The organism is Micromonospora sp. NPDC005194 (assembly GCF_040608335.1).
In the GTDB taxonomy this organism is placed as follows: Bacteria; Actinomycetota; Actinomycetes; order Mycobacteriales; family Micromonosporaceae; genus Micromonospora.
In genome coordinates, this window is sequence record NZ_JBEXIA010000007.1 from 45,240 (window position 1) to 69,118 (window position 23,879).

Here is a 23,879-nt window from a genome sequence, read left to right on the forward strand (position 1 = left end):
GGTCCCGCCTCAGCCGTAGTAGCGGCGTAGTTCCCGGGTGAGCACCTTGCCGGTGGCGTTGCGGGGCAGGTACTTCACGAAGACCACGTCCCGGGGTACGGAGAACCGGGCCAGGTAGTGCCGGACGTACTCACGGACCGCCTCGGGGTCGAGGGTCTCGCCGGGGTGCAGGGCGAGGAATGCGGCCAGTCGCTGGCCGTACTCGGGGTCGGGTACGCCGATCACGGCGGCCTCGCGTACCTGCGGTAGTTGGGCGAGCAGGTCCTCCACCTCGGACGGGAACACGTTCTCGCCGCCGGAGACGATCATGTCGTCGGCCCGGCCGTCGACGAAGAGCAGCCCGTCGGCGTTGAGCCGGCCGAGGTCGCCGGTGTCGAGCAGGCCGTCGCGGGTCTCCCGGCTGGCACCGGAGGTGTAGCCCTCGAAGAGCATCTCGTTGCCGACGAAGATGCGGCCGACCCGACCCTCCGGTGTCGGCTGACCGTCGTCGTCGAGAATTTCCAGGCGGGTGCCGTGCGGCGGCCGGCCGGCCGCGGTGGGTGCCTGGCGCAGGTCCGGGGGACCGGCGATGGACGCCCAGGAGACCTCGGTGGACCCGTAGAGGTTGTAGAGGACGTCTCCGTAGACGTCCATGAACTTCGGGGCGAGCCCGCCCGGCAGAGCCGATCCGCTGACCGCGACGACCTTGAGCGGGGGGCGCGGGTCCGGTGGGGGCACCTCCAGCAGCCGTTGGAGCATCACGGGTACGGCGAAGAGGGCGTCGCAGCGGTGTGCCACCAGGGCGGCGATCGTGGCGGCCGGGTCGAAGCGGCGGTGCAGCACGATGGTGGCCCGCAACGCGAAACAGACCTGCAGGGCGGCGAATCCCCAGGTGTGGAAGATCGGGGCGGCGATCAGCACCCGGTCCTTGGCGTGCAGCGGGATGCGGTCGATGATGGACACGAGCGGCCCGAAACCGCTGGGTGTGGGCCGGCGGGCGCCCTTGGGCGCGCCGGTGGTGCCCGAGGTGAGCACGATGATCCGGCCGTCGCGCTCCGGTGGGTGCAGCTCGCCGGGCAGCGCTCCGGCCACCAGCTCCTCGCGGGCGCGTTCGTCGAGGCGGGGCAGCTCGGCGGGGAGGCCGAGGACCCGTTCGGCGAACTCGTCGTCGTGCACCAGCAGCCGCAGCCGCTGCTCCTCGGCGACGGTGGACAGTTGGGCGGCGGAGAGCCCGGTGTTGACCAGGACCGCGTCGACGCCGAGCAGGGTCGCCGCGACGATGGTCTCGATCAGCCCGTGGTGGTTGCGGCACAGCACGCCGATCCGGTCGCCGGCCTGTACGCCGAGCCCGGACCGCATCGACCGGGCCATGCGTTCGGCCCGGTCGAGGAGCGCCTGGTAGGTCAGCTCGACGCCGTCCTCGTCGATGATCGCCGGCCGACCAGGGTCGCGGGCGGCTGCCTGGCGCAGTTCGCCGGCGAGACTCCACCCCCAGGTGCGCAACGCGTTGAGCTGTGAGGCGATCCGGATCGGGCGGCCCGGGGTGAGCAGGCCGCGCCGGGTCAGCGTGGCGACGACGAACGGCAGGTCCATGCCGCAGACCTCCTTGGGGTGGTACGCGGACGGGCAGTGGGACTCCCATCCGGCAGGGCGTCTTCCTTGATCATGCACCCGACGCGGCATCAGGCCCAGCCGGCGTCGGCATGGGGTGACGAAGACGGCACGGATAGGTAGGACGCCGCCCCTGGCCCGACCGGCAGTCGGGCCAGGGGGTGGCTGACCGGAGGCTCAGCGGATCTGCATGCCGGAGATCGCCCGGGAGATCACCAGTCGCTGGATCTCGGACGTACCCTCGAAAATGGTGTAGATCTTGGCGTCGCGGTACCAGCGTTCGACGGGGTGGTCGCGCAGGAAGCCGGCCCCGCCGAGCAGCTGCACCGCCTTCTCGGTGACCGACACCGCCACCTCGCCGGCCTTGAGCTTGGACATCGAGCCCTCGCCCGCGGTGAACGGGCGGTTGTTGCGGCCCATCCAGGAGGCCCGCCAGACCAGCAGCCGAGCCGCGTCGATCTCCATCCGCATGTCGGCCAGCGCGAACGCGACCGCCTGGTTCTCGATGATCGGCCGTCCGAACTGGACCCGGTCCTTCGCGTAGTCCAGGGCGTACTCGTAGGCGGCCCGGGCCACGCCGAGCGCCTGCGCGCCGACCGTGGGTCGGGACAGCTCGAAGGTGCGCATCGCGGCCTGCCCGCTGGCCCGTTGCCCGGTGCGGGCGCGGTCCAGGCGTTCCAGCAGGGCGTCCCGTCCGCCGAGCAGGCAGCGGCCGGGCACGCGTACCCCGTCGAGGAAGACGTCGGCGGTGTGTGACGCGCGCAGGCCGAGCTTGCGCAGCTTGCGGGTCGCGGCCAGGCCGGGGGTGCCGGGCGGTACGACGAACGCCGCCTGGCCTCGGGAGCCGAGTGTGGGGTCGACCGAGGCGGTGACCACGTGCACGCCGGCGATGCCGCCGTTGGTGGCGTACGCCTTCTGGCCGTTCAGGACCCACTCGTCGGTGGCCTCGTCGTAGACGGCCCGGGTGCGCATCGCGCCGACGTCGGAGCCGGCCTCGGGTTCGCTGGTGCAGAACGCGGCGACGGCTGGGGAGTCGACGTCGCCGAAGCACTGCGGCACCCACTCGATCATCTGTTCGGGGGTGCCGGCGCCGTAGATGGCGGCGACGGCGAGCGAGGTGCCGAAGATGCTCAGGCCGATGCCGGCGTCACCCCAGAAGAGTTCCTCGCTGGCGATGGGCAGGGAGAGTCCGGTCGGGTCTGCCCAGCAGGTGGCGAGGAACTCGAAGCCGTAGAGGCCGACCTTGGCGGCCTCCTGGATCACCGGCCACGGGGTGTCCTCGCGCTCGTCCCACTCGGCGGCGGCCGGGCGCACGACCTCGGCGGCGAAGCCGTGCACCCAGTCGCGTAGATCCCGCTGTTCCTCGTTCAGGTCAAGCGAGAACTCAGCCATGTCAGGCCTTGGGGATGTCGAACAGGTTGGCGATGTTGGCGGCGAGGCCGAGGTCGCCCTTCGCCTTCAGCTTGCCGGTCATGAACATCATCACCGGGTTGGCGCCGCCGGAGACGATCTTCAGGAACTCCACCGGGCCCATGGTCAGGCTCAGCTTCGGGTCGTGCTGCGGAGTCTCGTTCACCTCGCACTTGCCGTCGGCGATGACCACCTCGTAGGTGTCGCTGCCGCCGTCGGGACGACCGGTGATGATCCAGTGGATGACCGCGTTGGTGGAGCCGGCCCGGTCCGCGCGGAACAGCGACGGCATCCGGCCGAAGACCTCACCGAGGACCTTGCCGCGCAGGTCACCGGACATCACCTGGGCGATCTTGTCGTCCGGGGTGGACTTGACCAGCTGGGCGAACTCCTTGGGGCCGACGTTGGCGAAGGTGGCCGGGTCGAAGTCAGTCATGAGATGCGCCTTCCGGGAAGATTTGGCTACTCGTGCGTAACCCTACGCACGAGTAGGTATGCTCGCAAGGTGTCCAGTGTCCCCGCCTTCAAGCGCCTGCCCCGCGCCGTCCGCGAGCAGCAGATGCTCGACGCGGCCGTGAAGGTCTTCTCCCGGCGTGGCTTCCACGCCGCCAGCATGGACGAGATCGCGGAGGACGCCGGCATCTCCAAGCCCATGGTGTACGCCTACCTCGGGACGAAGGAGGAGCTGTTCGTCGCCTGCCTGCACCGGGAGGGCACCCGGATGATGCAGGCCATCGCCGGTGCCGCCGCCCCCGACCTGCCGGCCGACGAGCGGCTCTGGCATGGGCTGCGGGCGTTCTTCGGCTTCGTCGGCGCGCACCGGGACGGCTGGGCGGTGCTCTACCGGCAGGCCCGGGGCGAGCAGCCGTTCGCCGGCGAGCTGGCCACCATGCGGGCCCGCCTGGTCGAGGTGGTCGCCGGGATGCTCGACCACGCGCTGCGCGCCGAGGGCCGCGAGATCGCCGCCCTCGACCTGGAGGTCGTCGCGTACGCCCTGGTCGGCGCGACCGAGTCACTGGCCGACTGGCTCGCGGACCACCCGGACGCCGACCCGGAGAAGACGGCCACCCGGATGATGAACGTGGCCTGGCTCGGCGCCGCCCAACTGCTGCACGGCGTCACCTGGCGTCCGCCGGCCGACCTGCTGTGACGGGTGTCAGGTCGATCCGCCCGGCCAGTTGCGGGCGGCGGCGCGGCGGTGCGCCCGGTGGCGCAGCCAGCGGACGGCCTCGATACCCAGCGTGACGAGCACCGAGAGGCCGATTCCGGCGAGGACGCCCTTGACGGGGTGGCGCGCGAAGGCCAGCCCACCGAAGTAGCCGAGCAGTCCGCAGTACACGGCCCAGGTGACCGTCGCGATCACGTCGTAGAGCAGGAACGACCGGCGGGGATACCGCACCGCGCCCATGGTGAGGGTGACCGCGGTCCGGCCGCCCGGCAGGTAGCGGGAGGTGGTCAGGATCAGCCCGCCGCGCCGGTTCAGCGCACGGCGGGCCCACTCGGAGCTGGCCCGCCGTCGGCTCCCGTCGGGAAACCCGGCGAGCCGGTTCGCGCCGCCACCGCGTCCGATGGCGTACGAGATGTGGTCGCCGACGCAGGCGCCCACCGCGGCGACGGCGATCACCGCCGCCAGGTTGGGGCTCCCGCCGGTGGAGAGCACGGCGGCGGTGATGACGGCCGCCTCGCCGGGTACGGCTGGAAAGAACGCGTCGACCGCCGTGAGCCCGAAGATCAGCAGGTACACCCACGGCGAGGTGATCAGCTGTCGGAGCAGGTCGAGGGCGGCGTCCATGCCCTCATGCTCGCCGGGTGCGAGCCGCCCGGTGGGCCGAGTCGGCGGATCACCCCCTTCGGTCCCGGGCGTCAGGCCGAGCGCACCAGGGCGGGTGGGGCGAGCAGTGGGCCGTGCGGGGTCTTGTCGTCGGCGGTGGGGCCGTGCGAGGCAAGCACCACAGGTGCGCCCAGCTCCGCGCCCACCGCCTCCTTCCAGTCCGTCGGCGGGTCGTCGTACAAGGGTCGGGAGCGCAGCAGGCGGTCGGTGAGCGCGGCCTGTCGGTCCAGGTCGCCGGGTGGGCCGGGGTCGAGCCGGTCGGTGGTGTCGTAGCGGCGGCAGATCCGCAGCTCGGGGCCGGCGAGGTCGAGGTGGGTCAGCGCCAGGCCGTCCACTCCGCCGGCCGCGGCGAGGGCGTACCGGTGGGCGACCGCGTCGAAGTGGCCGAACCGGAACCGGCCCTGCCAGGGGTTGGTCGGGTTGTGCGGGTCGGCCAGCGGCAGGGCCGGGTCCTCGGTCACCAGCGGGCCGGCCCCGTGCCGGGTGGTGACGATCCGCAGCACCCCGAGCCGGATCAGGTCGCCGGACCGACCGGCCTCGGCGAGCAGGCTGTCGGCGTTGGCGAACGTGGTGGTGCTCCACGTCGTGTACGGGTGGAAGCCGTGCCACTCGTCGAGCAGCACCCCCTGCGCGCCCTCGAAGACGCAGGTGCCGGCACGCAGCGCCCGGGCGAGCCAGCTCCGGTCGACGACCGCGACCCGTGCGGCGAACCCGGTGAACGCGGGCAGGCAGTCGTCGACCGGTGGCGCGTCCAACGGGCCGAGTTCGGCGGTCAGCCGGTCCCGCAGGGCGGTCAGCCGGCGGCGCAGCAGCGCGGGGCGGTGGCAGTCGGCGACGCGGGGCGCGTCGTCGGGGTGGGCGAGGCCGTACGCGACGGCCTCACCCACCCCCAGCCCGCAGGAGCCGTGCCGGTCGGCTCCCCGGGCGATCTCCCGGGCGCGGTTGGCGGCCCGGTGGTACGGGGTGGCGAGCAGCGCGTCGGCGTCGACGGTCAGCCGGTCGAGCGCGTCGGGCACCCCGATCGTGGCGAGATGGTCGGCCTCGGCGGCCAGTGCCAGCGGGTCCACCACCACGTGCCGGGACAGGTGCGTACCGACGCCGGGATGGAACGTGCCCGCGCCGAACTGCGCGAACGTGTGGTGCCGCCCGTCGCGCAGCACGACGGTGTGCGCCGCCTGCGCGCCCCCGTTGAAGCGGATCACCGTGTGCACCGGGCGGGTGGCGCAGAGCCAGTCCACGACCGTGCCCTTGCCGGCGTCGCCGAAGCCGAGGTCGACCACCGCCACGTGCCTCACAGCCGGGTCACCCCGCCGGTGGTGTCGCGGAACGCCGGCAGCGTCGACACCTCGGCCCGCCGCCCCCGGCCGAGGCGGGCCAGGGCCTTCGAGACGGTGCCGGTGGCGCTGGAACCGGCGTGGTCCAGGTGGCGCAGGCCCTCGTCCAGGTCGATGGCCTGCTCGCCGAGGCCGATGGTGAGCGCGATGGTCTCGCAGACGGCGTCGAGGTCATCGAGCACGACAGCGTTCTGCCCGAGCAGCTCCCGCCAGAAGTCGAGCACCTTCGCGTTCCCGGCGTAGTGGCTGCCGGCGGGGAGCAGATAGTAGGTGTCCCAGCGGCGGGTCACCTCGTCGACGACCTGCCGCAGCGGCACGTCCTGCGCCAGGTCGTCGCCGATCAGGCCGGCCACCTCACGAGCCTTCACCTGCGGGTACGCCAGCTCGTCGCCGATGATGAACAGGTAGCCGCGCCGGCCGCGCTTCTCCCAGTTGTCGGTGACGGTGTGCCGGGCCATGAAGTACAGCGCCAGCTCGTACGACTCGCTCATCTGCCCGCCGCCACCGCCTTCGAGGACGATCCGGCCGAGGTCGTCGTCCATCCGGTTGTCCGACTCGAACTGGCCCACCTGCAACGGCACCCGGTCGCAGGTGGCGTCGCCGATCGCGCCGAACATGATCTGCGGATCGCTGGCGTACCCCTGCCGTTGCAGCAGGCCGAGCAGCTGCGGCAGCTTGGTCTGCAGGGCGCGTGGCACCCTGCGCATGGAGCCGGTCACGTCGAAGAGCACCGCGATGGGCGTCGACTGCGGGTGCTCGTCGGAGTCCCGGCTCTCCCGGCTCGCGTCGCGGGGGTCGAGCGCGGGGTGCACGGTGCGCGCCCCGCTGTCGCTGTAGGAGAAGGCGCTCCGGCCGGTGGACCGGCGGTAGCGGTCGGCGGCGTCGTACACGTCCGTGGACCAGATTCCACTGCCCATGACAGCTCCCTAGGGGGTGCGGGTGAACGGTCGGAAGGTGCGTGGCCCGTAGAGCCGGTCCAGCACCTGGTCGAGTTCGCGCAGCAGACGCCAGGCGTCGTCGGGGCGGGCGTCCAGGGGCCGCTGCCGGCAACCCTGCGCGAAGGCGTGCAGCTCGCGGGGTGCGCGCGGCCCCATCAGCCAGCTCATGCAGCGGCTGGCCATCGCGATGTCGGTGCCCGGGCCGCAGGGCCGTTTGCCGGGGACCTCCTCCGGATACCAGTCCTCCTGGCCCGGCACCAGCGCCGGGATCGTGCTGCCGACGGCTGCGGAGAAGCACCAGTCGACAAGCACCACGCCGTGGGCGTCCGGCTCGATCAGCACGTGTCGCGGCAGGACCGCGCCGTGCACCACGCCCGCCCGGTGGGCCAGGCCGAGCACCACCAGCAGCCGCCGCCACATCCAGGCCACGTCCCGGGCGTCCAACCCGTCGGGGTACGCGCGCCGCACCTCGTCGAGGTCGTGCAGGCCGGGTGCGGTGGCGAGCACGGTGATCCGCCGTTCGGCACCGGAGGTGGCGTCGCGGTGCGGGAATTCGTCGACGAGCCGAGGCACGTACGGCAGGTAGCGCGGGTCGCCGCGCTCGGCGATGGTGCGCAGGGCGTGCGCCTCGCGGGCCATCAGGTCGTTGTCGGTGGGCCGTCGGGGGAGTTTGAGCAGCCGGTCGTCGCCCACGTCGTAGAGGTCGGCCAGGTCGCCCGAGTGGGCCGGCGTGCCGAGGCGGTAGTCGCCGAGGACGGTGACCCGCCGGGCCCGCCACCGGGTGGTGACGTGGATGAACGCGTCGAGGGCTTCGGCGCGTACCGCCGGGTCGGTCGGCAGGCGGTCGGGGTGCAGGGCCGCGACCAGCTCGCGGTAGCGGCGGGCCGGCTGGTCGGCGCCGAACAGATCGGCGTCGGTGCGGGCGGCCGCGACCAGGCCGATGGCCTCCGCGGCCCTCACCGCACCGTCTCCTCGCGGGCGGGGCGCAGCAGCGCCGGGTGCAGCAGGCGGGCGTCGCCGGCCCGGTAGAGCCGTGCGCGCGGGCCACCTCGGGCCCCGCCGCGCTCGGTGCTGGTGCCGGTGCTCTCCACGAAGCCCGGCACGGAGAGCACCTTGCGGTGGAAGTTGCCGGCGTGCAGCGGGTGCCCCCAGACCGTCTCGTAGACGGCGCGCAGCTCGCTGATCGTGAACTCGGCGGCGAGGAAGCGGGTGGCGAGCGGGGTGTACTCCAGCTTGGACCGGGCCCGCTCCAGCGCGTCGTCGATGATGCGGCCGTGGTCGAAGGCGAGCTGCCGGCTGGTCAGCGCGGTCACCGGCAGCCAGATCGCCTCGTCGGCGTCGGTGCCGGCGGCCGGGTCGGGCAGGTCGGGGGCGAACGCGAGGTGGGCGATCGAGACGACGCGCATCCGCGGGTCACGGTCGGGGTCGCCATAGCTGCCCAACTGCTCCAGGTGTACGCGCCGGAGCCCCTCCCCGCCGAGCCCGGTCTCCTCGGCCAGCTCCCGTCGAGCGCCGGCGGTCAGGTCCTCGTCGGGGCGGACGAAGCCGCCGGGCAGTGCCCAGTGCCCCGCGAAGGGCGCCTCGCCGCGCCGGATCAGCAGCAGGTGCAGGGCACCGTCGCGGATGGTCAGCGCCACCACGTCGACGGTCACGGCGACCGACGGGTAGGCCCGCGGGTCGTACGCGGCCAGGAAGTCCTGCTCGTTCATCTGGTCTCTCTCATCCTGAGAACATCTCGTTATGAGAACAACGTAGCGCAGACGTACGCCCCTGCCAAGCCCGAATCAGGATCGGCAGGGACGCGTCAGCGCACGAGACCCGCCAGGTGCGGTCGGCCGCGCGAGTCGTGCAGGGCGAATGCCCCGTCCGGCAGGAGGGTGAAGTCCACAGTGCTCGGCAGCGGTACGGGCAGCTTGAACGCCACCTCGACGGTGCAGGCGCCCGGCAGCCGGGTCTCCAGCGCCGCGAGGCAGCGCGCCTTGCTCCACATGCCGTGCGCGATCGGCCGGCGGAAGCCGAACAGCCGCGCCCCGAGCCGGGAGGTGTGGATCGGGTTGTGGTCCCCGGAGACCCGCGCGTACTCCGTGCCGACGCGGGGTTCCACCCGCCAGCGGGCCGTGGCCGTGGGCGCGGTCGGACGCTCGCCCCGATCCCGTCCGCCGGGTGTGCGCTCCCGGCCCAGGTACGTCGAGACGCCGCGCCAGACCTCCTCGCCGTCGACCGATCCGACCAGCACCACGTCCACCTGCCGCCCCCGGTCGTGCGGACGCAGGTTCTCGGCGAACGTCGTGAAGTCGAGGGCCTCGTCGGCGGTGATCGGGCGGTGCACGGTGATCCGGTTGCCGACGTGCACCACGCCGGTCAGCGGGATGGGAAAGCCCGGCGCGGTCATCAGTCGCAGGGTCAGCGGAAAGCCCAGGATGTGCGGGAACGTCGCGGGCAGCCGATCGGTGAGCCGGAACCCGCAGACCCGGTCGTAGTCGGCCAGGTGCGCCCGGTCGGTCCGTACCCCGGCCACGGTGAACTCGACCGCCGGCAGGTCGGCGCCGCGCCGCCCACCGAGTCCGGGCAGCGCGCCGAGCGCGGCCCGCCGGTACAGCGCGCCGGGCGCGGGCATCCGGGGCAGCTCGACGCGCGTCCGGCCGCCCGCGCCGGCCGCACCGGCACCGCTGAGGTCACTGGTCACCTCGGCCGCCGACGCGCTCAAGTCGTGCGTCTGCTCGATGCTCAGGTCGGCGCCGACGGCCTCCGGCCGGCGGATCGCGTCCAGCGTCTCGCGCGACAGGATCTCGGTCGGGCCCTCGATCAGCTCGTGGACCGACAGGTCGTCCGGCTCTCTCCGTTTGCCCATCACGCCCCCAGCAGGCTCTGGCCGCAGACCCGGACGACGTTGCCGCTGACCGCGCCGCTGGCCGGCCAGGCCAGCCAGCCGATCGTCTCGGCCACGTCCACCGGCAGCCCGCCCTGAGCCAGGCTGTTCATCCGCCGGCCCGCCTCGCGGACGACCAACGGGATGCGGGCGGTCATCCGGGTCTCGATGAAGCCGGGGGCCACCGCGTTCACGCTGATTCCCCGGTCGCGCAGGGCCGGGGCGAGCGAGTCGACCACGCCGATCACGCCGGCCTTGCTGGTGGCGTAGTTGGTCTGCCCCCGGTTACCGGCGATCCCGGCGATCGAGGAGACGCCGATGATCCGCCCGCCGGCCGGGATCAGCTCCCGCTCCAGCAGCACGTCGTTGATCCGCTCCTGACTGGACAGGTTGACGTCGATGACCTGGTCCCACCGGTCGGCGTCCATCCGGCCGAGCGTCTTGTCCCGGGTGATGCCGGCGTTGTGCACCACCGCGTCGACCCGACCGTGCCGGCTGGCCAGGTGGTCGGCGAGGCGGGTCGGCGCGTCCGGCGCGGTCAGGTCGAGCTGGACTGCCGTACCGCCGATCTCGTTCGCCACCGCGGCGAGGGCGTCCCCGGCCGCCGGGACGTCCAGGGCGACCACCTGCGCGCCGTCGCGGGCGAGGACCCGGGCGAGGGCCGCGCCGATACCCCGGGCAGCCCCGGTGACCAGCACGACCTGCCCGTCCAGCGGCCGGTCCCAGTCGGCCGGGGCGCTCGCCGCGCCGGCGCCGACCCGGATGACCTGCCCGGAGACGTACGCCGACCGGCCGGACAGGAGGAAGCGGAGGGTCGATTCGAGGCTTGTGCGGGTGCCGGCGGCGCTCGTGTCGCCTGTCACATAGACGAGCTGGGCGGTGGTGCCCCGACCGAACTCCTTGCCGATGCTGCGGACCAGCCCTTCCAGGGCGCGCTGCGCGGTCGCCGCACGCGGTGTCGGGCACTCGTCGGGCGGGGTGCCGAGCACGATCACCCGGCCACTGGGCAGCAGGGCCCGGGCCTGCGGGTGGAAGAAGTCGTAGAGCTGACGCAGCTGGGTCGAGTCGGTGATGCCGGTGGCGTCGTACACCAGGGCGCCGAAGCGGTCCTGTGCCTCGGCCGTGCCGGTGTCGCGCAGCTCGACCCCGGCGGCGGCCAGGATCGTGGTGACCGGCTCGGCGAGCCGGCCGCCGCTGGCCGCGCCGAGCAGGACCGGCCCGGTCAGCAGCGGGTCGCCGGGGTGGTGTCGGCGCAGTCGCGGCGGGTCGGGCAGCCCGAGGCGCTTGACCAGCGCGCGGCCGGCGGCCGATTGGACGAAGCTCGCGTACCTGTCGGTCATGGGCGTAGCCTACTGGCGAGTAAGGTTCGAGCAACACTTGTCGAGGAGGCGGATCGTGCAGAGCATCCGGCGGGTCGCGGTCATCGGGGGCAACCGCATCCCCTTCGCCCGTTCCAACTCCCGCTACGCGGACGCGTCCAACGCGGACCTGCTCGGCGCGGCGCTCGACGGTCTGATCGCCCGGTACGGGCTGGCCGGGCAGCGGGTCGGCGAGGTGGTCACCGGGGCTGTGCTCAAGCACTCCCGCGACTTCAACCTCACCCGCGAGGTGGTCCTCGGGTCCCGGCTCGACCCGCACACCCCCGCGTACGACATCCAGCAGGCCTGCGGCACCGGCCTGGAGGCGGCGATCCTCGTCGCCAACAAGATCGCCCTCGGTCAGCTCGACGTCGGCATCGCCGGCGGTGTCGACACCACCTCCGACGCGCCGCTCGCGGTCAACGAGGAGATGCGGCGCACGCTGCTCAAACTCAACTCCGCCCGGACGCTCGGCCAGCGGCTGAAGGTCGCCGCGAAGCTGCGCCCGCTCCAGCCGTTCAAGCCGGAGATCCCGCGCAACGCCGAGCCGCGTACCGGCCTGTCCATGGGGGACCACGCCGCCCGCACCGCGCTGCGCTGGCAGATCGACCGGCGCTCGCAGGACGAGCTGGCACTGCGCTCGCACCAGCGGCTCGCCGCCGCGTACGACAGGGGTTTCTTCGACGATCTGATGACGCCCTACCTGGGGCTCACCCGCGATGCGAACCTCCGCCCGGACAGCAGTCTGGACAAGCTCGGCGCGCTGCGACCCGTCTTCGGCACCCGTGGCCCGGACGCCGAGCACGCCACCATGACCGCCGGGAACTCGTCGCCGCTCACCGACGGCGCGTCCACGGTGCTGCTGGCCAGCGAGGAGTGGGCCGCCGCGCACCACCTGCCGGTGCAGGCCTGGTTCAGCCTGTCGGAGACGGCGGCCGTGGACTTCGTGCACGGCGACGAAGGGCTGCTGATGGCCCCCGCGTACGCGGTGCCGCGGATGCTGGCCCGCGCCGGGCTGACGTTGCAGGACTTCGACTACTACGAGATCCACGAGGCGTTCGCCTCGCAGGTGCTGGCCACCCTCGCCGCCTGGGAATCGCCGGAGTTCTGCAAGGACCGGCTGGGACTGGACGCCCCGTTGGGCGCGATCGACACCGACCGGCTCAACGTCAACGGCTCGTCCCTGGCCGCCGGGCACCCGTTCGCCGCCACCGGCGGCCGGATCGTGGCCACGCTGGCCAAGCTGCTGGCCGAGAAGGGCAGCGGGCGCGGGCTGATCTCCATCTGCGCGGCCGGCGGCCAGGGCGTGACGGCGATCCTGGAGCGCTGAGGCGTCCCTGTCGATCAACCTGTACGTCGTCCGGTCGCAGCGGGCGGCAAACCGCGGGCGTCGCAACGAACGGCGGACGATACTGGCACGGTGGAGGAGGACCTCGTCGAACTACTGGCCTCGACCGGAGTCACCTGCCGGTTGTTGGTCGAGCAGACGCAGGGCCCATACCACCGAGCTGTGCATCCCGAGCGGCGGGAGATCACCGAGGACCGCGATGGTCTCCCGCTGCGCCTTGGGCTACGCCTATTGGCGGCGGACGCCACCACCCCCCTCGCGGACGTCCTCGTCGAAGTCTGGCAGGCCGACCACGTGGGCCGATACTCCGGCTTCCAGCCATTCGAAGCGAGGCCGGGACAGGTGGTCACCTCGGAGTCGGTGCCGCACGACGTGATCGCCGCCGGTGAGACGTACCTGCGGGGCAGCCAGCGCACCGACGAGCGCGGGATGTGCGCGTTCAACACGATCTACCCGGGCTGGTACGCCAGCCGCACCGTGCACATCCACCTCATCGCGCACCTCGGCGACCGCTCGGTGACCACGCAGCTCTACTTTCCCGACAGGGTCACCGACGAGGTTTTCAGTCGCCCGCCCTATCGGGGCCGGCCGCAGCGCGACACCACCAACGCCACCGACAGCATCTTTGCCGACGGCGGTGAGCAGATGATCCTGGACCTGCAAGGAGATCCGACGACCGGCTACACCGGGGTCCTCTGCGTCGTCCTCGACCGGCAAGCGCGACCTGCCTCGGCTCCGGGTCCTTCGGCGGAAAGCGACAGTTGATCGTGGCCAGCAAGGAGCAGATCAGGGCCACCATCGAGGCACACCTCGCCGCCGTCGGCGCCGCCGACGCTACCGCGCTGGCGGATCTCTACACACCGGATGGCCGTCTGTATGACCCCGCTGGCGGATCCCCAGTCACCGGCCGAACGGCCATCCAGCAGCACTTTGCCGGCGTGCTCACCGAGCAACGGACAATGGAACTGGTCATGGTGGCGATCGCCGACCACCACGCCGCGTTCCATTTCCGCGCCACACCAGCCGACGGCCCCACCAGAGAGGTCATCGACACCATGACCTTCGACGACCAAGCCATGATCACTTCAATGCAGGCGTACGCGAGCTGACACCAAACCCGGTCGGAGTAACCTGCGTGGCCTGCCGTCCGACCAAGGGGAGGAATCGCTCCACCGAGGCCGCGAATGCTGAGGGTCGTCCGCCCAGGGGAAATGCCCAGCCCGTGGCTGCTGGCCGTTGCCGACGGTCGCTTCGAAGCAGCCCTGAGCGACCTGACCGAGGCAATGCACATCGGCTCGCCGCCCCGGTCAGTAGAAATCCGCCAAGCTGCGCCCGGTCTTCGGACCGGGCGAGGATCGCAACGTCGTGGGCCGGCAGGGCCAGGCCGCGTGAGTGCGGCCGTGCACGACACCCCGCGGGTGTGACCTGACCCGACCCGTCCCGCCGACCGGCCGGTGGGCCGGGTTGGCTGGGGCTGCGACCGGCGCGTACGCGAGAATGAGGTACGTGACGACGATCCCGAACGTGCTCGCCAACCGGTACGCCTCACCCGAGTTGGTCGCCCTCTGGTCGCCCGAGGAGAAGGTCCGGATGGAGCGGCGGCTCTGGCTTGCCGTGCTCCGTGCCCAGCGCGACCTCGGCGTGCCCGTCCCGGACGGCGTGGTCGAGGCGTACGAGCGGGTGCTCGACCAGGTCGACCTCGCCTCGATCGCGGAGCGGGAGCGGGTCACCCGGCACGACGTCAAGGCCCGCATCGAGGAGTTCAGCGCCCTCGCCGGGCACGAGCATGTGCACAAGGGAATGACCTCCCGGGATCTCACCGAGAACGTCGAGCAGCTCCAGGTGCGGGCCTCGTTGGAGCTGATCCGCGACCGGGTGGTGGCCACCCTGGCCCGGTTGGCCCGGCTGGCGTACGAGCACTCCGAGCTGGTCATGACCGGCCGCTCGCACAACGTGGCCGCGCAGGCCACCACGCTTGGCAAGCGCTTCGCGTCGGCGGCGGAGGAGCTGCTGATCGCGTACGAGCGGCTGGAGGACCTGATCGACCGCTACCCGCTGCGCGGCATCAAGGGGCCGGTTGGCACGGCCGCCGACCAGCTCGACCTCTTCGACGGTGACGCCGACAAGGTCGCCGAGCTGGAGCGACGGGTCGCCGAGCACCTGGGCTTCGCGCGGGTGCTCGACAGCGTCGGGCAGGTCTACCCGCGCTCGTTGGACTTCGACGTGCTGTCGGCGCTGGCGCAGACCGCCGCCGCGCCGTCCTCGCTGGCCACCACGATCCGGCTGATGGTCGGTCAGGAGCTGGTGACCGAGGGCTTCAAGCCGGGTCAGGTCGGCTCCAGCGCGATGCCGCACAAGATGAACACCCGTTCGTCGGAGCGGGTGAACGGCTTCGCGGTGATCATCCGGGGTTACCTGTCGATGGTCGGCGAGCTGGCCGGTGACCAGTGGAACGAGGGCGACGTGTCCTGCTCGGTGGTCCGCCGGGTGGCTCTGCCGGACGCGTTCTTCGCCGCCGACGGGCTGTTCCAGACCTTCCTGACCGTGCTCGACGAGTTCGGCGCTTACCCGGCGGTGATCAACCGGGAGTTGGAGCGGTTCCTGCCCTTCCTGGCGACCACCAAGATCCTGGTGGCGGCGGTCCGGCGTGGCGTCGGCCGGGAGGTCGCGCACGAGGTGATCAAGGAGCATGCGGTCGCCGTGGCGCTGGCCATGCGCGAGAAGGGCGCCCCGGAGAACGACCTGTTCGACCGCCTGGCCGCCGACGGCCGCCTGGGCCTGTCCCGCGCCGACATCGACACCCTGGTCGCCGACCGCACCGCCTTCGTCGGAGCGGCGAAGACCCAGGTGGAAGCGGTAACCCGCCGCATCACCAAGGTGGTAGAAACCCACCCGGAAGCCGCAACCTACACCCCACCCCCCATCCTCTAACCCCGCCGACTCCCCCCCCTCGCCCCCGCGCCCCAGCGTTCGTCCCGCCCCAGCGTTCGTTGATCATGAAGTTATTGCCGCGACACGCCGACGCGCAGGGCAATAACTTCATGATCAACCGGGTGGCGAGGGGCCGGCAGCGAGGGTCGGGTTAGTCGCCGGTGGGGGTTTCTGCGGCTGTTCGTAGGTTGGGGCCGCTTGCGGGTTCGGCGATGCCGCCGAGAGACTCGGCGAAGGCCGGGTCGGTGGCGGTCTCCGCCGCCACCGCCGGCTGGTCGGCCGGCATGACCTGGGGCATCGTGGGTACGGCGATAACCGCCGTGCCGTACGCGCAGATCTCCATCCACATCTCACCGCAGTCCCGGCTGTCGAAGCGCATGCCGATCACGGCGTTCGCGCCGAGCCGCAGGGCCTCCTCGCCGAGGCGGGTCACGGAGTCGGTACGCCAGCGGGTCAGGTTGTCCGGCGCCATCGGGTCGTACGCGCCACCGCGCAGATTCTTGACACCCTCGCGGTACGGGTTGCGCGTCCTGGCCATCGATGACACCACCTCACCGAGAATCTGGCGGATCTCGTAGCCGGGCAGTTGCTCTGTCGTCACGACCAGCACGGTTCCGATGCTGTCAGGAGTTGCGCGACCCGATCGGGTGCCGTGTTCACCTGATCGGATGCTGCAAAACGACGCGGCGCGGACGGTCGGCACGCCGGCGACCATCCGCGCCGCGCGGGCGCTAACGGTCAGACACCGGCCACCGAGGTGATCCAGGCCCGGTTGTACGCGACACTGCCGTAGTTCTGGATGGAGGAGCCGTCGGCCGTGGAGGCCACACCGACCTGCTGGCCGTTGTAGAACTGCGGCCCGCCCGAGTCGCCCCGCCAGGCGTTGCCGTTGATCCGGCTGCTGCGGATCGCCTGCCCGCCGTACGCGTCGGTTGCGCTGTTGCTGGTCACCTGGACGGTGGCGGTCTTGAGCTGGCTGGAGGCGTCGCACCCGCTGTAGCAGGTCATGCCCCACCCGTAGATCGAGTTGGTCGAGCCGACGGGCGGGTTGCTGCTGGCCAGGGACACCGCCGAGGTGCTGACGGTGCTGGAGAGCCGCATGAGGGCCAGGTCGTTACGGGTGTAGGTGGCGCTGACGGTACGGGTGACCCCGCCCGAGGCGCGGTAGACGCTGCCGACCCGGACCGACATCGTGCCGCTGATGCAGTGTCGGGCGGTGAGCACCCACTGCGCGGCGATCACGCTGCCCGAGCAGGTGAACGAGCCGTTGCTCAGCACGGCGGCGGCCCAGGGGGCGGACGACACGGTGCCGCCGCCGATGATGGGTTGGGGGCCGGCCGGGGCGGCGGACGCGCCGGACGCGGCGGCGAGGGCGCCGACCAGCGCGGTGCTGATCAGGGCGAGCAGGGGACGAACGCGCATCGGTGGACTCCTTGGAGGGGCTGGGGCCCGGGGTCGCCGGGTGCCCGGTGGCGACAGCGGGAGATCCCCGCCGCCGCTGGCATCGAGTGATGTCGATGTACTGTAGGGCCGACGAGCATCGTTTTCAAGAAGCTTATCGAGATCAACGAATGTAACGATTCGGCTACCCAGCGCGCCGTATATGCCCTGCTGGGGCCGCCTGTCCCGCCCCGCCGGCCGCACCCGCCGCCGGTTATGTGGATCACTGCCTGAACTGCGCCCGGCCGGTGCGTCCGCGACGGTATCTGCCAGGTACGCTGGCTGCGCTCGCCCGTTGTGGGTCGGCACCCAACTGCGTACACAGTCAGGAGTGCCCAGTGCCTCGCGTCGTCGTCGACGTCATGCTCAAGCCCGAGATCCTCGATCCGCAGGGCCAGGCCGTCGCAAACGCGCTGCCCCGGCTCGGCGTCAGCGACGTCGCCTCAGTGCGGATCGGCCGGCGCATCGAGATCGACTTCACCGGTGAACCGGACCTGGACCGGGCCCGGGAGATCGCCGACAAGCTGCTCGCCAACCCGGTCATCGAGGACTTCACCGTCCGCCTGGTCGAGACCGACGAGACCGCGGACGCCCGCTCGTGACCGCCCGGGTCGGTGTGGTCACCTTCCCCGGCTCGCTCGACGACGGGGATGCCGCCCGCGCCGTCCGGATCGCCGGCGCCGAGCCGGTCCGGCTCTGGCACGGCGATGAGGATCTGCACGGTGTGGACGCGGTCGTGCTGCCCGGCGGCTTCTCCTACGGTGACTACCTGCGCTGCGGCGCCATCGCCCGGTTCGCCCCGGTGATGGAGACGCTCGTGGACGCCGCCCGCGGTGGCCTGCCGGTGCTCGGCATCTGCAACGGCTTCCAGATCCTCTGCGAGGCGCACCTGCTGCCCGGCGCGCTCACCCGCAACCAGCACCTGCACTTCCGCAACCGGGACCAGGTCCTGCGCGTCGAGTCGGCCGGCACGGCGTGGACCAACGCGTTCCAGCCCGGCCAGGAGATCCTCATCCCCGTGAAGAACGGCGAGGGCTGCTACGTCGCCGACACCGCGACGCTGGACCAGCTCGAAGCCGAGGGGCGGGTCGTCGCGCGCTACGTCGGCGGCAACCCCAACGGGTCGCTGCGCGACATCGCGGCCATCACGAACTCCGCCGGCAACGTTGTCGGCATCATGCCGCACCCCGAGCACGCGGTGGAGGCGCTCACCGGCCCCTCGCTGGACGGCCTGGGCTTCTTCACCTCGGTCCTCAAGCACCTGGTGGGGGCGCCCGCGTGAACGCGAGGAGTCGGTCAGGCGGGCACGAGCGCAGCGAGGAGAGGTCATGACCACCCATCCGGACCCGGTACGGGACACTCCGGAGGCGTACTCCGCCCCGGCGCAGCCGACCGAGCCGCTGGCGCAGCCCGCCGCTCCGTCCCAGCCGGCGACCGCCGACTGGACCGACGGCGTGGACACCGTGCCGCGCGCCGGTGGCACGCCGGGCGAGTTGCAGCCGTACACCGAGCTGGGTCTGCGCGACGACGAGTACGACCGGATCCGGCAGATCCTCGGCCGTCGACCCACGCAGTCCGAGCTGGCGATGTACTCGATCATGTGGAGCGAGCACTGCTCCTACAAGTCGAGCAAGGTGCACCTGCGCCAGTTCGGTGAGAAGGCCCCGCACAGCGACCGGCTGCTCGCCGGCATCGGCGAGAACGCTGGCGTGGTGCAGGTCTCCGACGAGCTGGCGGTGACCTTCAAGGTCGAGTCGCACAACCACCCGAGCTTCGTCGAGCCGTACCAGGGCGCGGCGACCGGCGTCGGCGGCATCGTCCGGGACATCCTCGCCATGGGTGCCCGCCCGATCGCGGTCATGGATCCGCTGCGCTTCGGTGCCGCGGACCACCCGGACACCGCTCGGGTGCTCACCGGCGTGGTCGCCGGCGTGGGTGGCTACGGCAACTGCCTCGGCCTGCCCAACATCGGCGGCGAGCTGGTCTTCGACCCGTCCTACCAGGGCAACCCGCTGCTCAACGCGCTTTGCCTGGGCGTACTGCCGGTCGACCGGCTGCAGAACAAGGCCGCCGCGGGCCCCGGCAACGTCGTGGTGCTGATGGGTGCCAAGACCGGCCGGGACGGCATCGGCGGCGTGTCGGTGCTGGCCAGCGCCACCTTCGACGAGGGCAGCGAGGCCCGTCGCCCGGCCGTGCAGGTCGGCGACCCGTTCACCGAGAAGCTGCTGATCGAGGCGTGCCTGGAGCTGTACGACGGTCAGCTGGTCGTCGGTATCCAGGACCTCGGTGGCGCCGGCCTGACCTGCGCGCTCACCGAGACTGCCGCTGCTGCCGGCACCGGCATGCGGGTCTGGCTGGAGCGGGTGCCGCTGCGGGAGCCCTCGATGGACCCGCACGAGATCCTGGCCAGCGAGTCGCAGGAGCGGATGCTGCTGGTCGTCGAGCCGGACAAGCTCGACGCGGTGCTCAAGACCTGTGAGAAGTGGGGCGTCCTCGGCACCGCGATCGGCGAGGTCACCGCCCCGGAGCCGGACGGCCGCCCGGGTCGACTGCTGATCACCTGGCAGGACCACCTGGTCGTCGACGTGCCGCCGGGTTCGCTTGTCGACGACGGCCCGGTGTATGCCCGACCGATGCGGGAGCCGGCCGACCTGATCCTGCTCCAGGCCGACCGGGCCGAGACGCTGCCCCGCCCGGCCGACCCGGAGGCGCTGCGGGAGACCGTGCTGCGCATGATCGCGTCGCCGAACCTGGCCGACAAGACCTGGGTCACCGAGCAGTACGACCGCTACGTGCTGGGCAACACAGTGCTCGCGCAGCCGGAGGACGGCGGCGTGATCCGGATCGACGAGCGGACCGGGCTCGGCGTGGCGCTGTCGGTCGACGGCAACGGCCGGTACGCCCGGCTCGACCCGTACAACGGCACCAAGCTGGCCCTGGCCGAGGCGTACCGGAATGTGGCGGTGACCGGCGCGAAGCCGATCGCCGTCACCAACTGCCTCAACTTCGGCTCCCCGGAGGACCCGGGCGTGATGTGGCAGTTCGCCGAGGCCGTGCGCGGCCTGGCGGACGGCTGCCTGGAGCTGGGCATCCCGGTCACCGGTGGCAACGTCAGCTTCTACAACCAGACCGGCGCGGCGGCCATCCACCCGACCCCGGTGGTCGGTGTGCTGGGTGTGCTGGACAACGTGGCCGACCGGGTGCCGATGGGCTTCGTCCCGCGTCCCGGCGGCGACCACGACCAGCTCTACCTGCTCGGCGAGACGAATGTGGAGCTGTCCGGCTCGGAGTGGGCCTGGGTGACGCACGAGCACCTCGGCGGCATCCCGCCGCAGGTCGACCTGCTTCGCGAGAAGGCGCTGGCCGACCTGCTGGCCGAGGCGGCCCGGGTGGGTCACCTCAGTTCGGCGCACGACCTGTCCGACGGTGGCCTCGCCCAGAGCCTGGTCGAGTCCTGCCTGCGGCGTGGCGTCGGCGCACGGATCGCCGTGCCCGAGCAGTTCGCCGACGGTTCGATGCCGTTCGTCTACCTGTTCAGCGAGTCCGCCACGCGGGCGCTGGTGTCGGTGCCGCGTGGCCACGACAAGGCGTTCGCGGCGCTCTGCGCCGAGCGGGGGGTGCCGTTCGAGCTGATCGGCGTCACCGACCCGACCGGCGGTGCGCTGGAGGTGCACGGCCAGTTCCGGATCGGTCTGGACGAGCTGCGCGCCGCGCACACCGAGACCCTGCCGCGCCTCTTCGGCGGCGCTGCGGCCGTCGACGTGCCCGCGCCGGCCGCCGGCGTGGCGGGCGCGGTCGAGGCCGTGCCGCTGCCGGGTGCCCCGGCCGAGCCGGTGGACGCGTCGGAGGTGCTCTCCGAGCCGATCGCCTCGGCCGGTCCGTCCCCGCAGACCGGAGCTGTCGACCCGGTCGGGTCGGAGCAGCCGGGCGAATCGTCCGAGTCTGACCCCGGTGCCGCCGAGCCGTCGCCTGACGAGCGCTGAGGCGTTGACGGCGGCCGTCTACGGCCAGCCCGGGTCGGGTGCCCGCTTCGACTGGGGCCTGACCGGGGCGGCCGAACTCGGCCGCGTCTGCGCGGCGCTGGTGGTGGTGGACGTCCTCTCGTTCACCACCGCCGTCGAGGTGGCGGTCGCCCGGGGCATGCGGGTGCACCCGTTCCCGTGGGGCGAGCAGGCCGCCGAGTACGCGGTGCGGGTCGGCGCGGTCGCGGCGGTGGGCCGTCGCCGGGTGACAGCCGACCATCCGTGGTCGCTCTCACCCGCCGCGTTGAGCGCCGCGCCCGTCGTGGCGGACCTGGTGCTGCCCTCACCGAACGGCTCCGCGATCAGCGCGGCCGCCAGCGCCACCGGGCTGCCGGTGGTCGCGGCGTGCCTGCGCAACGCCCGCGCCGTCGGGCGTTGGCTGCGCCGCCAGGGGTACGGCACGACGGACGCCCCCATCGGCGTCGTCGCCTCGGGTGAGCGGTGGCCGGACGGGTCGCTACGACCGTCGGTCGAGGACCAGCTCGGCGCGGCGAGCGTGCTGGACGCCCTGTCCGGTGTGCCGGGTGGCCTCTCCGTGGAGGCGGCCATGGCGCTCGCCGCGCTGGCCAGCACTCCGGACGTGCCCGCCGCGGTGCGCGGCAGCGTGTCCGGTCGGGAGTTGACCGAGGGCGGCTTCGGCGCCGACGTCGACGTCGCGGTCCGGGTGGGCGTGTCGGACGTCGTACCGGTTCTCCGCCAGGGCGTGTTCTCCGCCGCCTGACCGTCGCGGGTCGCCGGCCCGCTCGCGCCGCGCCCACATCCGCGTCCCGCCGCGCCCGCGCCCGTCCGGTGCCGGGCGTGATCAACTCGGTTTCCGGGAAGTCGGTGTGTCGAGGTAACGCGGACAGCCCGCCTTCCTGGAAGACGAGTTGATCACGCTGGAGGACCGGGCGACCAGCGCCCGCAACGGAACGGCCGCCCGGAGATCCGGGCGGCCGTTCTGCCGTGCTGCGGTGCCGTGGTGCTGGTCAGTCGTCCAGCCAGTCGAGGCGTCGGCCGCCCCGCTCGGTGGGCGGCGGCCCGTCCGGCCGGGCCCGGCCACCCTGCTGTTGGCCGTAGCCGGCCTGGTCGTAGCCCCGGTCGTCGTAGGCGCCGCGTTGCTGCGGGGCTTCCTTGCCGTAGCCGCCCTGGTCGTACCCGCCGCCCTGCTGCTGGCCGTAGCCGGCCTGGTCGTAGCCCCGGTCGTCGTAGGCGCCGCGTTGCTGCGGGGCCTCCTGGCCGTAGCCGCCCTGGTCGTACCCGCCGCCCTGCTGCTGGCCGTAACCGCCCTGGTCGTACGCGCTGGTCTGCTGGCCGTAGCCGCCAGCCGGCTCCGCCGCGCGACCGCCGCCGTACGGGGCCGTCGGATCGGGCTGGCCGTAGCCCGGATCCTGCTCCGGCTGGTAGACGCCGGTGGCGTACGGGTCGGCCGGAGCCGGGTACTGGGTGCTGTCACCGGTGTAGCGGCCGGTCGGCTCGTCGAAACGCTCGCCGTAGCCCGCCCCACCGGCGGGAGCGGGCGGGTAGCCCGCGCCACCGGCCGGGGCGGTGTAGTCACGGCTGCCGTAGCCGCCACCCGGGGCGGCAGCGCCGCCGTAGCCCGCGCCCGAGCCGGGTGCGGCACCGTAGGGGTCCCCCGCCGGGCCGGCGCCGTAGCCGCCCTCCGGCGTTGCCGCCGTGCCGTAGCCGCCGCCCGAGGACGGCGCGTTGCCGTAGCCACCGGCGCCGTAGCCGCCCGGAGCGGGCTCGTCGCCGTAGCCGGTGCCACCCCAGCCCTGCTGGCCCGCCGCGCCGTAGGGCTGCGCTGGCGCTCCGTACGGGTCCGGCGGGACGTCGTCGACCACCGGGCGGTGCATCATCGTCGGCGCCTCGCTCAGCGCCGCGCCGCCGACCATGGTCGGGTCGGGACCGCCACCGGCGCGGTTGACCACCCGGGTCTGGTCGTCAGTCCCGTGGAAGGCGCCCCGGGCCGCAGGCACGGCGCCAGCCGCGCCAGCGGTCGCCGGCTCGTCATCGTCGTCGCCGTTCTCGCGGCGCTTCATCCAGAGCAGCACGATCGTGCCGACGCCGGCCGCGACCAGCAGGCCGCCGAGCAGGATGATCAGGTACGACCCGAAGCCGCCGCCGTCGTCCTCGTTGGCGGCGTTCGCCGGGGCGCCCGGGCTGGCCGCCTCGGACGGCTGCTCCTCGCCATCCTCCTCGGTCGCCTCCTCGGTGGGGAGGGCCTCGGCGGTGGCGGACGGCGTGGCGCTGGGCGTCACCTCGACCTTGATCTCCAGGCTGATCCGCTGGCCGGTGATGGACTGCCCGGCACTCGCGGTGAAGTTCTTGAACGCCTTGATGTTGTCGGAGGACGCGCCGAGGTCGATACGCCCGGGAGCGATCGGAGCGGAGGTGCTTCCGGTGAAGCGGAAGTTGCCGCTGCCGTCGCTCAGGGCGTCGTAGCGGTGACCGGCGCTGTCCTGCAGGACGACGAAGGCATTCGGCACCGCGGTGTTGTCGGCCTTCTTGACCACCTTGCCGGACACCGACTTCACGGTCTGCGTCTGCTGCGGCGTCGGCGGCGGTGCAGCCTTGGCCGTGAGGTTGACCGTGGTCGAACCCTGTCCGTTCCCGAGCCCAGCACTGGCCTTGACGGTGATGCGGGCAGACCCGTTCGAAGCGTCGTCCGCCAACCTGAACTTGGCCGTGTAGGTCTTGGCCTCGGTCACGTTGCCCTGCGAGCAACCCTCAATGCACTGAAGCTTGGGATTGTCGGAGCTGACAGTGACATCGGTGGGAACGACCGGGTCGTCGAAGCTGAGCGTGTAACTCACTGTCGTCTCGCCG

At 72.4% G+C, this 23,879-nt stretch carries 22 protein-coding genes; 9 read left to right on the forward strand and 13 right to left on the reverse strand.

Features of this window, described 5'->3' with window-relative positions:
• Positions 1 to 9 precede the first annotated feature (9 nt).
• From ABZU53_RS08025 to ABZU53_RS08035, 3 genes are all read right to left on the reverse strand, one after another.
• Positions 10 to 1,572: an AMP-binding protein gene (locus ABZU53_RS08025; protein ID WP_355064626.1), complete on the reverse strand. Its 1,563-nt coding sequence runs from the start codon at positions 1,570 to 1,572 to the stop codon at positions 10 to 12.
• A 195-nt stretch (positions 1,573 to 1,767) separates the two neighbouring features.
• Positions 1,768 to 2,982, reverse strand: a complete 1,215-nt coding sequence (locus ABZU53_RS08030) for an acyl-CoA dehydrogenase family protein (RefSeq protein ID WP_355064628.1) — start codon at positions 2,980 to 2,982, stop codon at positions 1,768 to 1,770.
• Position 2,983: 1 nt separating this feature from the next.
• Complete coding sequence (locus tag ABZU53_RS08035) at positions 2,984 to 3,436, reverse strand: SCP2 sterol-binding domain-containing protein (RefSeq protein ID WP_354853428.1); 453 nt, start codon at positions 3,434 to 3,436, stop codon at positions 2,984 to 2,986.
• Between the two features lie 69 nt (positions 3,437 to 3,505).
• Here ABZU53_RS08035 and ABZU53_RS08040 point away from each other — a divergent pair, with 69 nt between their 5' ends.
• Complete coding sequence (locus ABZU53_RS08040; protein ID WP_355064630.1) at positions 3,506 to 4,150, forward strand: TetR/AcrR family transcriptional regulator; 645 nt, start codon at positions 3,506 to 3,508, stop codon at positions 4,148 to 4,150.
• Positions 4,151 to 4,156: 6 nt separating this feature from the next.
• Here ABZU53_RS08040 and ABZU53_RS08045 read toward each other — a convergent pair whose 3' ends face one another.
• The 7 genes from ABZU53_RS08045 to ABZU53_RS08075 form a co-directional block, all read right to left on the reverse strand.
• Entirely contained in the window at positions 4,157 to 4,792 is a 636-nt protein-coding gene (locus tag ABZU53_RS08045) for a DedA family protein (RefSeq protein ID WP_354853434.1), read from the reverse strand.
• Positions 4,793 to 4,863: 71 nt separating this feature from the next.
• Positions 4,864 to 6,126 (reverse strand): adenylosuccinate synthetase, encoded by a 1,263-nt coding sequence (locus tag ABZU53_RS08050; protein ID WP_355064632.1) that lies wholly within the window; start codon positions 6,124 to 6,126, stop codon positions 4,864 to 4,866.
• Entirely contained in the window at positions 6,123 to 7,082 is a 960-nt protein-coding gene (locus ABZU53_RS08055; RefSeq protein ID WP_355064634.1) for a hypothetical protein, read from the reverse strand. Before ABZU53_RS08055 ends, ABZU53_RS08050 begins: the two co-directional genes overlap by 4 nt.
• A 9-nt stretch (positions 7,083 to 7,091) precedes the next feature.
• Positions 7,092 to 8,063, reverse strand: a complete 972-nt coding sequence (locus tag ABZU53_RS08060) for a serine/threonine protein kinase (RefSeq protein ID WP_354853443.1) — start codon at positions 8,061 to 8,063, stop codon at positions 7,092 to 7,094.
• Positions 8,060 to 8,812, reverse strand: coding sequence for an NUDIX domain-containing protein (locus tag ABZU53_RS08065; RefSeq protein WP_354853446.1), 753 nt, complete (start codon positions 8,810 to 8,812; stop codon positions 8,060 to 8,062). The genes ABZU53_RS08060 and ABZU53_RS08065 overlap by 4 nt, the downstream gene beginning before the upstream one ends.
• Positions 8,813 to 8,907: 95 nt before the next feature.
• Positions 8,908 to 9,954 carry a MaoC/PaaZ C-terminal domain-containing protein gene (locus ABZU53_RS08070; RefSeq protein WP_355064636.1) on the reverse strand — a complete coding sequence of 349 codons (1,047 nt, stop codon included), beginning with the start codon at positions 9,952 to 9,954 and terminating at the stop codon, positions 8,908 to 8,910.
• A complete protein-coding gene (locus ABZU53_RS08075; RefSeq protein WP_354853451.1) occupies positions 9,954 to 11,312 on the reverse strand; it encodes a 3-oxoacyl-ACP reductase in 1,359 nt (452 codons plus the stop codon). Before ABZU53_RS08075 ends, ABZU53_RS08070 begins: the two co-directional genes overlap by 1 nt.
• Before the next feature lie 55 nt (positions 11,313 to 11,367).
• On the opposite strand from ABZU53_RS08075, the gene ABZU53_RS08080 reads away from it, so the two are divergent.
• From ABZU53_RS08080 to purB, 4 genes are all read left to right on the forward strand, one after another.
• Positions 11,368 to 12,660 carry an acetyl-CoA C-acetyltransferase gene (locus ABZU53_RS08080; RefSeq protein WP_355064638.1) on the forward strand — a complete coding sequence of 431 codons (1,293 nt, stop codon included), beginning with the start codon at positions 11,368 to 11,370 and terminating at the stop codon, positions 12,658 to 12,660.
• Between the two features lie 90 nt (positions 12,661 to 12,750).
• Positions 12,751 to 13,443 (forward strand): hypothetical protein, encoded by a 693-nt coding sequence (locus ABZU53_RS08085; protein ID WP_354853457.1) that lies wholly within the window; start codon positions 12,751 to 12,753, stop codon positions 13,441 to 13,443.
• Positions 13,444 to 13,445: 2 nt separating this feature from the next.
• Complete coding sequence (locus ABZU53_RS08090; RefSeq protein WP_355064640.1) at positions 13,446 to 13,787, forward strand: nuclear transport factor 2 family protein; 342 nt, start codon at positions 13,446 to 13,448, stop codon at positions 13,785 to 13,787.
• Positions 13,788 to 14,184: 397 nt separating this feature from the next.
• Positions 14,185 to 15,609 carry an adenylosuccinate lyase gene (purB, locus tag ABZU53_RS08095; protein WP_355064642.1) on the forward strand — a complete coding sequence of 475 codons (1,425 nt, stop codon included), beginning with the start codon at positions 14,185 to 14,187 and terminating at the stop codon, positions 15,607 to 15,609.
• Positions 15,610 to 15,760: 151 nt separating this feature from the next.
• On the opposite strand, the gene ABZU53_RS08100 is transcribed toward purB, so the two are convergent.
• Positions 15,761 to 16,324, reverse strand: a complete 564-nt coding sequence (locus ABZU53_RS08100; protein WP_354853464.1) for a YbjQ family protein — start codon at positions 16,322 to 16,324, stop codon at positions 15,761 to 15,763.
• A gap of 23 nt (positions 16,325 to 16,347) precedes the next feature.
• Positions 16,348 to 17,031: a trypsin-like serine protease gene (locus tag ABZU53_RS08105; RefSeq protein WP_354853466.1), complete on the reverse strand. Its 684-nt coding sequence runs from the start codon at positions 17,029 to 17,031 to the stop codon at positions 16,348 to 16,350.
• Positions 17,032 to 17,387: 356 nt separating this feature from the next.
• Between ABZU53_RS08105 and purS the strand changes: the two genes are divergently transcribed.
• Genes purS through ABZU53_RS08125 form a run of 4 tightly spaced genes read left to right on the forward strand, consistent with a single transcriptional unit; the run spans position 17,388 to position 21,792 of the window.
• Positions 17,388 to 17,651, forward strand: coding sequence for a phosphoribosylformylglycinamidine synthase subunit PurS (gene purS / locus ABZU53_RS08110; RefSeq protein ID WP_007454310.1), 264 nt, complete (start codon positions 17,388 to 17,390; stop codon positions 17,649 to 17,651).
• Positions 17,648 to 18,331 (forward strand): phosphoribosylformylglycinamidine synthase subunit PurQ, encoded by a 684-nt coding sequence (gene purQ / locus ABZU53_RS08115; RefSeq protein ID WP_355064644.1) that lies wholly within the window; start codon positions 17,648 to 17,650, stop codon positions 18,329 to 18,331. The genes purS and purQ overlap by 4 nt, the downstream gene beginning before the upstream one ends.
• A gap of 46 nt (positions 18,332 to 18,377) precedes the next feature.
• The gene (purL, locus tag ABZU53_RS08120; protein WP_355064646.1) at positions 18,378 to 21,032 is read left to right on the forward strand and encodes a phosphoribosylformylglycinamidine synthase subunit PurL; all 2,655 of its coding nucleotides are present in this window, start codon (positions 18,378 to 18,380) and stop codon (positions 21,030 to 21,032) included.
• Between the two features lie 4 nt (positions 21,033 to 21,036).
• A complete protein-coding gene (locus tag ABZU53_RS08125; RefSeq protein ID WP_354853897.1) occupies positions 21,037 to 21,792 on the forward strand; it encodes a 2-phosphosulfolactate phosphatase in 756 nt (251 codons plus the stop codon).
• A 247-nt stretch (positions 21,793 to 22,039) separates the two neighbouring features.
• Here the strand turns inward: ABZU53_RS08125 and ABZU53_RS08130 are convergent, their stop codons facing one another.
• The gene (locus tag ABZU53_RS08130) at positions 22,040 to 23,866 is read right to left on the reverse strand and encodes a carboxypeptidase-like regulatory domain-containing protein (protein ID WP_355064648.1); all 1,827 of its coding nucleotides are present in this window, start codon (positions 23,864 to 23,866) and stop codon (positions 22,040 to 22,042) included.
• Positions 23,867 to 23,879 lie beyond the last annotated feature (13 nt).

What these genes read in the sequence shown, in the direction of transcription:
- ABZU53_RS08025 (WP_355064626.1), bottom strand. Translation starts at nt 1,572, where the DNA reads ATGGACCTGCCGTTCGTCGTCGCCACGCTGACCCGGCGCGGCCTGCTC.
- ABZU53_RS08030 (WP_355064628.1), bottom strand. Translation starts at nt 2,982, where the DNA reads ATGGCTGAGTTCTCGCTTGACCTGAACGAGGAACAGCGGGATCTACGC.
- ABZU53_RS08035 (WP_354853428.1), bottom strand. Translation starts at nt 3,436, where the DNA reads ATGACTGACTTCGACCCGGCCACCTTCGCCAACGTCGGCCCCAAGGAG.
- ABZU53_RS08045 (WP_354853434.1), bottom strand. Translation starts at nt 4,792, where the DNA reads ATGGACGCCGCCCTCGACCTGCTCCGACAGCTGATCACCTCGCCGTGG.
- ABZU53_RS08055 (WP_355064634.1), bottom strand. Translation starts at nt 7,082, where the DNA reads ATGGGCAGTGGAATCTGGTCCACGGACGTGTACGACGCCGCCGACCGC.
- ABZU53_RS08065 (WP_354853446.1), bottom strand. Translation starts at nt 8,812, where the DNA reads ATGAACGAGCAGGACTTCCTGGCCGCGTACGACCCGCGGGCCTACCCG.
- ABZU53_RS08070 (WP_355064636.1), bottom strand. Translation starts at nt 9,954, where the DNA reads ATGGGCAAACGGAGAGAGCCGGACGACCTGTCGGTCCACGAGCTGATC.
- ABZU53_RS08075 (WP_354853451.1), bottom strand. Translation starts at nt 11,312, where the DNA reads ATGACCGACAGGTACGCGAGCTTCGTCCAATCGGCCGCCGGCCGCGCG.
- ABZU53_RS08100 (WP_354853464.1), bottom strand. Translation starts at nt 16,324, where the DNA reads ATGGTCGCCGGCGTGCCGACCGTCCGCGCCGCGTCGTTTTGCAGCATC.
- ABZU53_RS08105 (WP_354853466.1), bottom strand. Translation starts at nt 17,031, where the DNA reads ATGCGCGTTCGTCCCCTGCTCGCCCTGATCAGCACCGCGCTGGTCGGC.
- purL (WP_355064646.1), top strand. Translation starts at nt 18,378, where the DNA reads ATGACCACCCATCCGGACCCGGTACGGGACACTCCGGAGGCGTACTCC.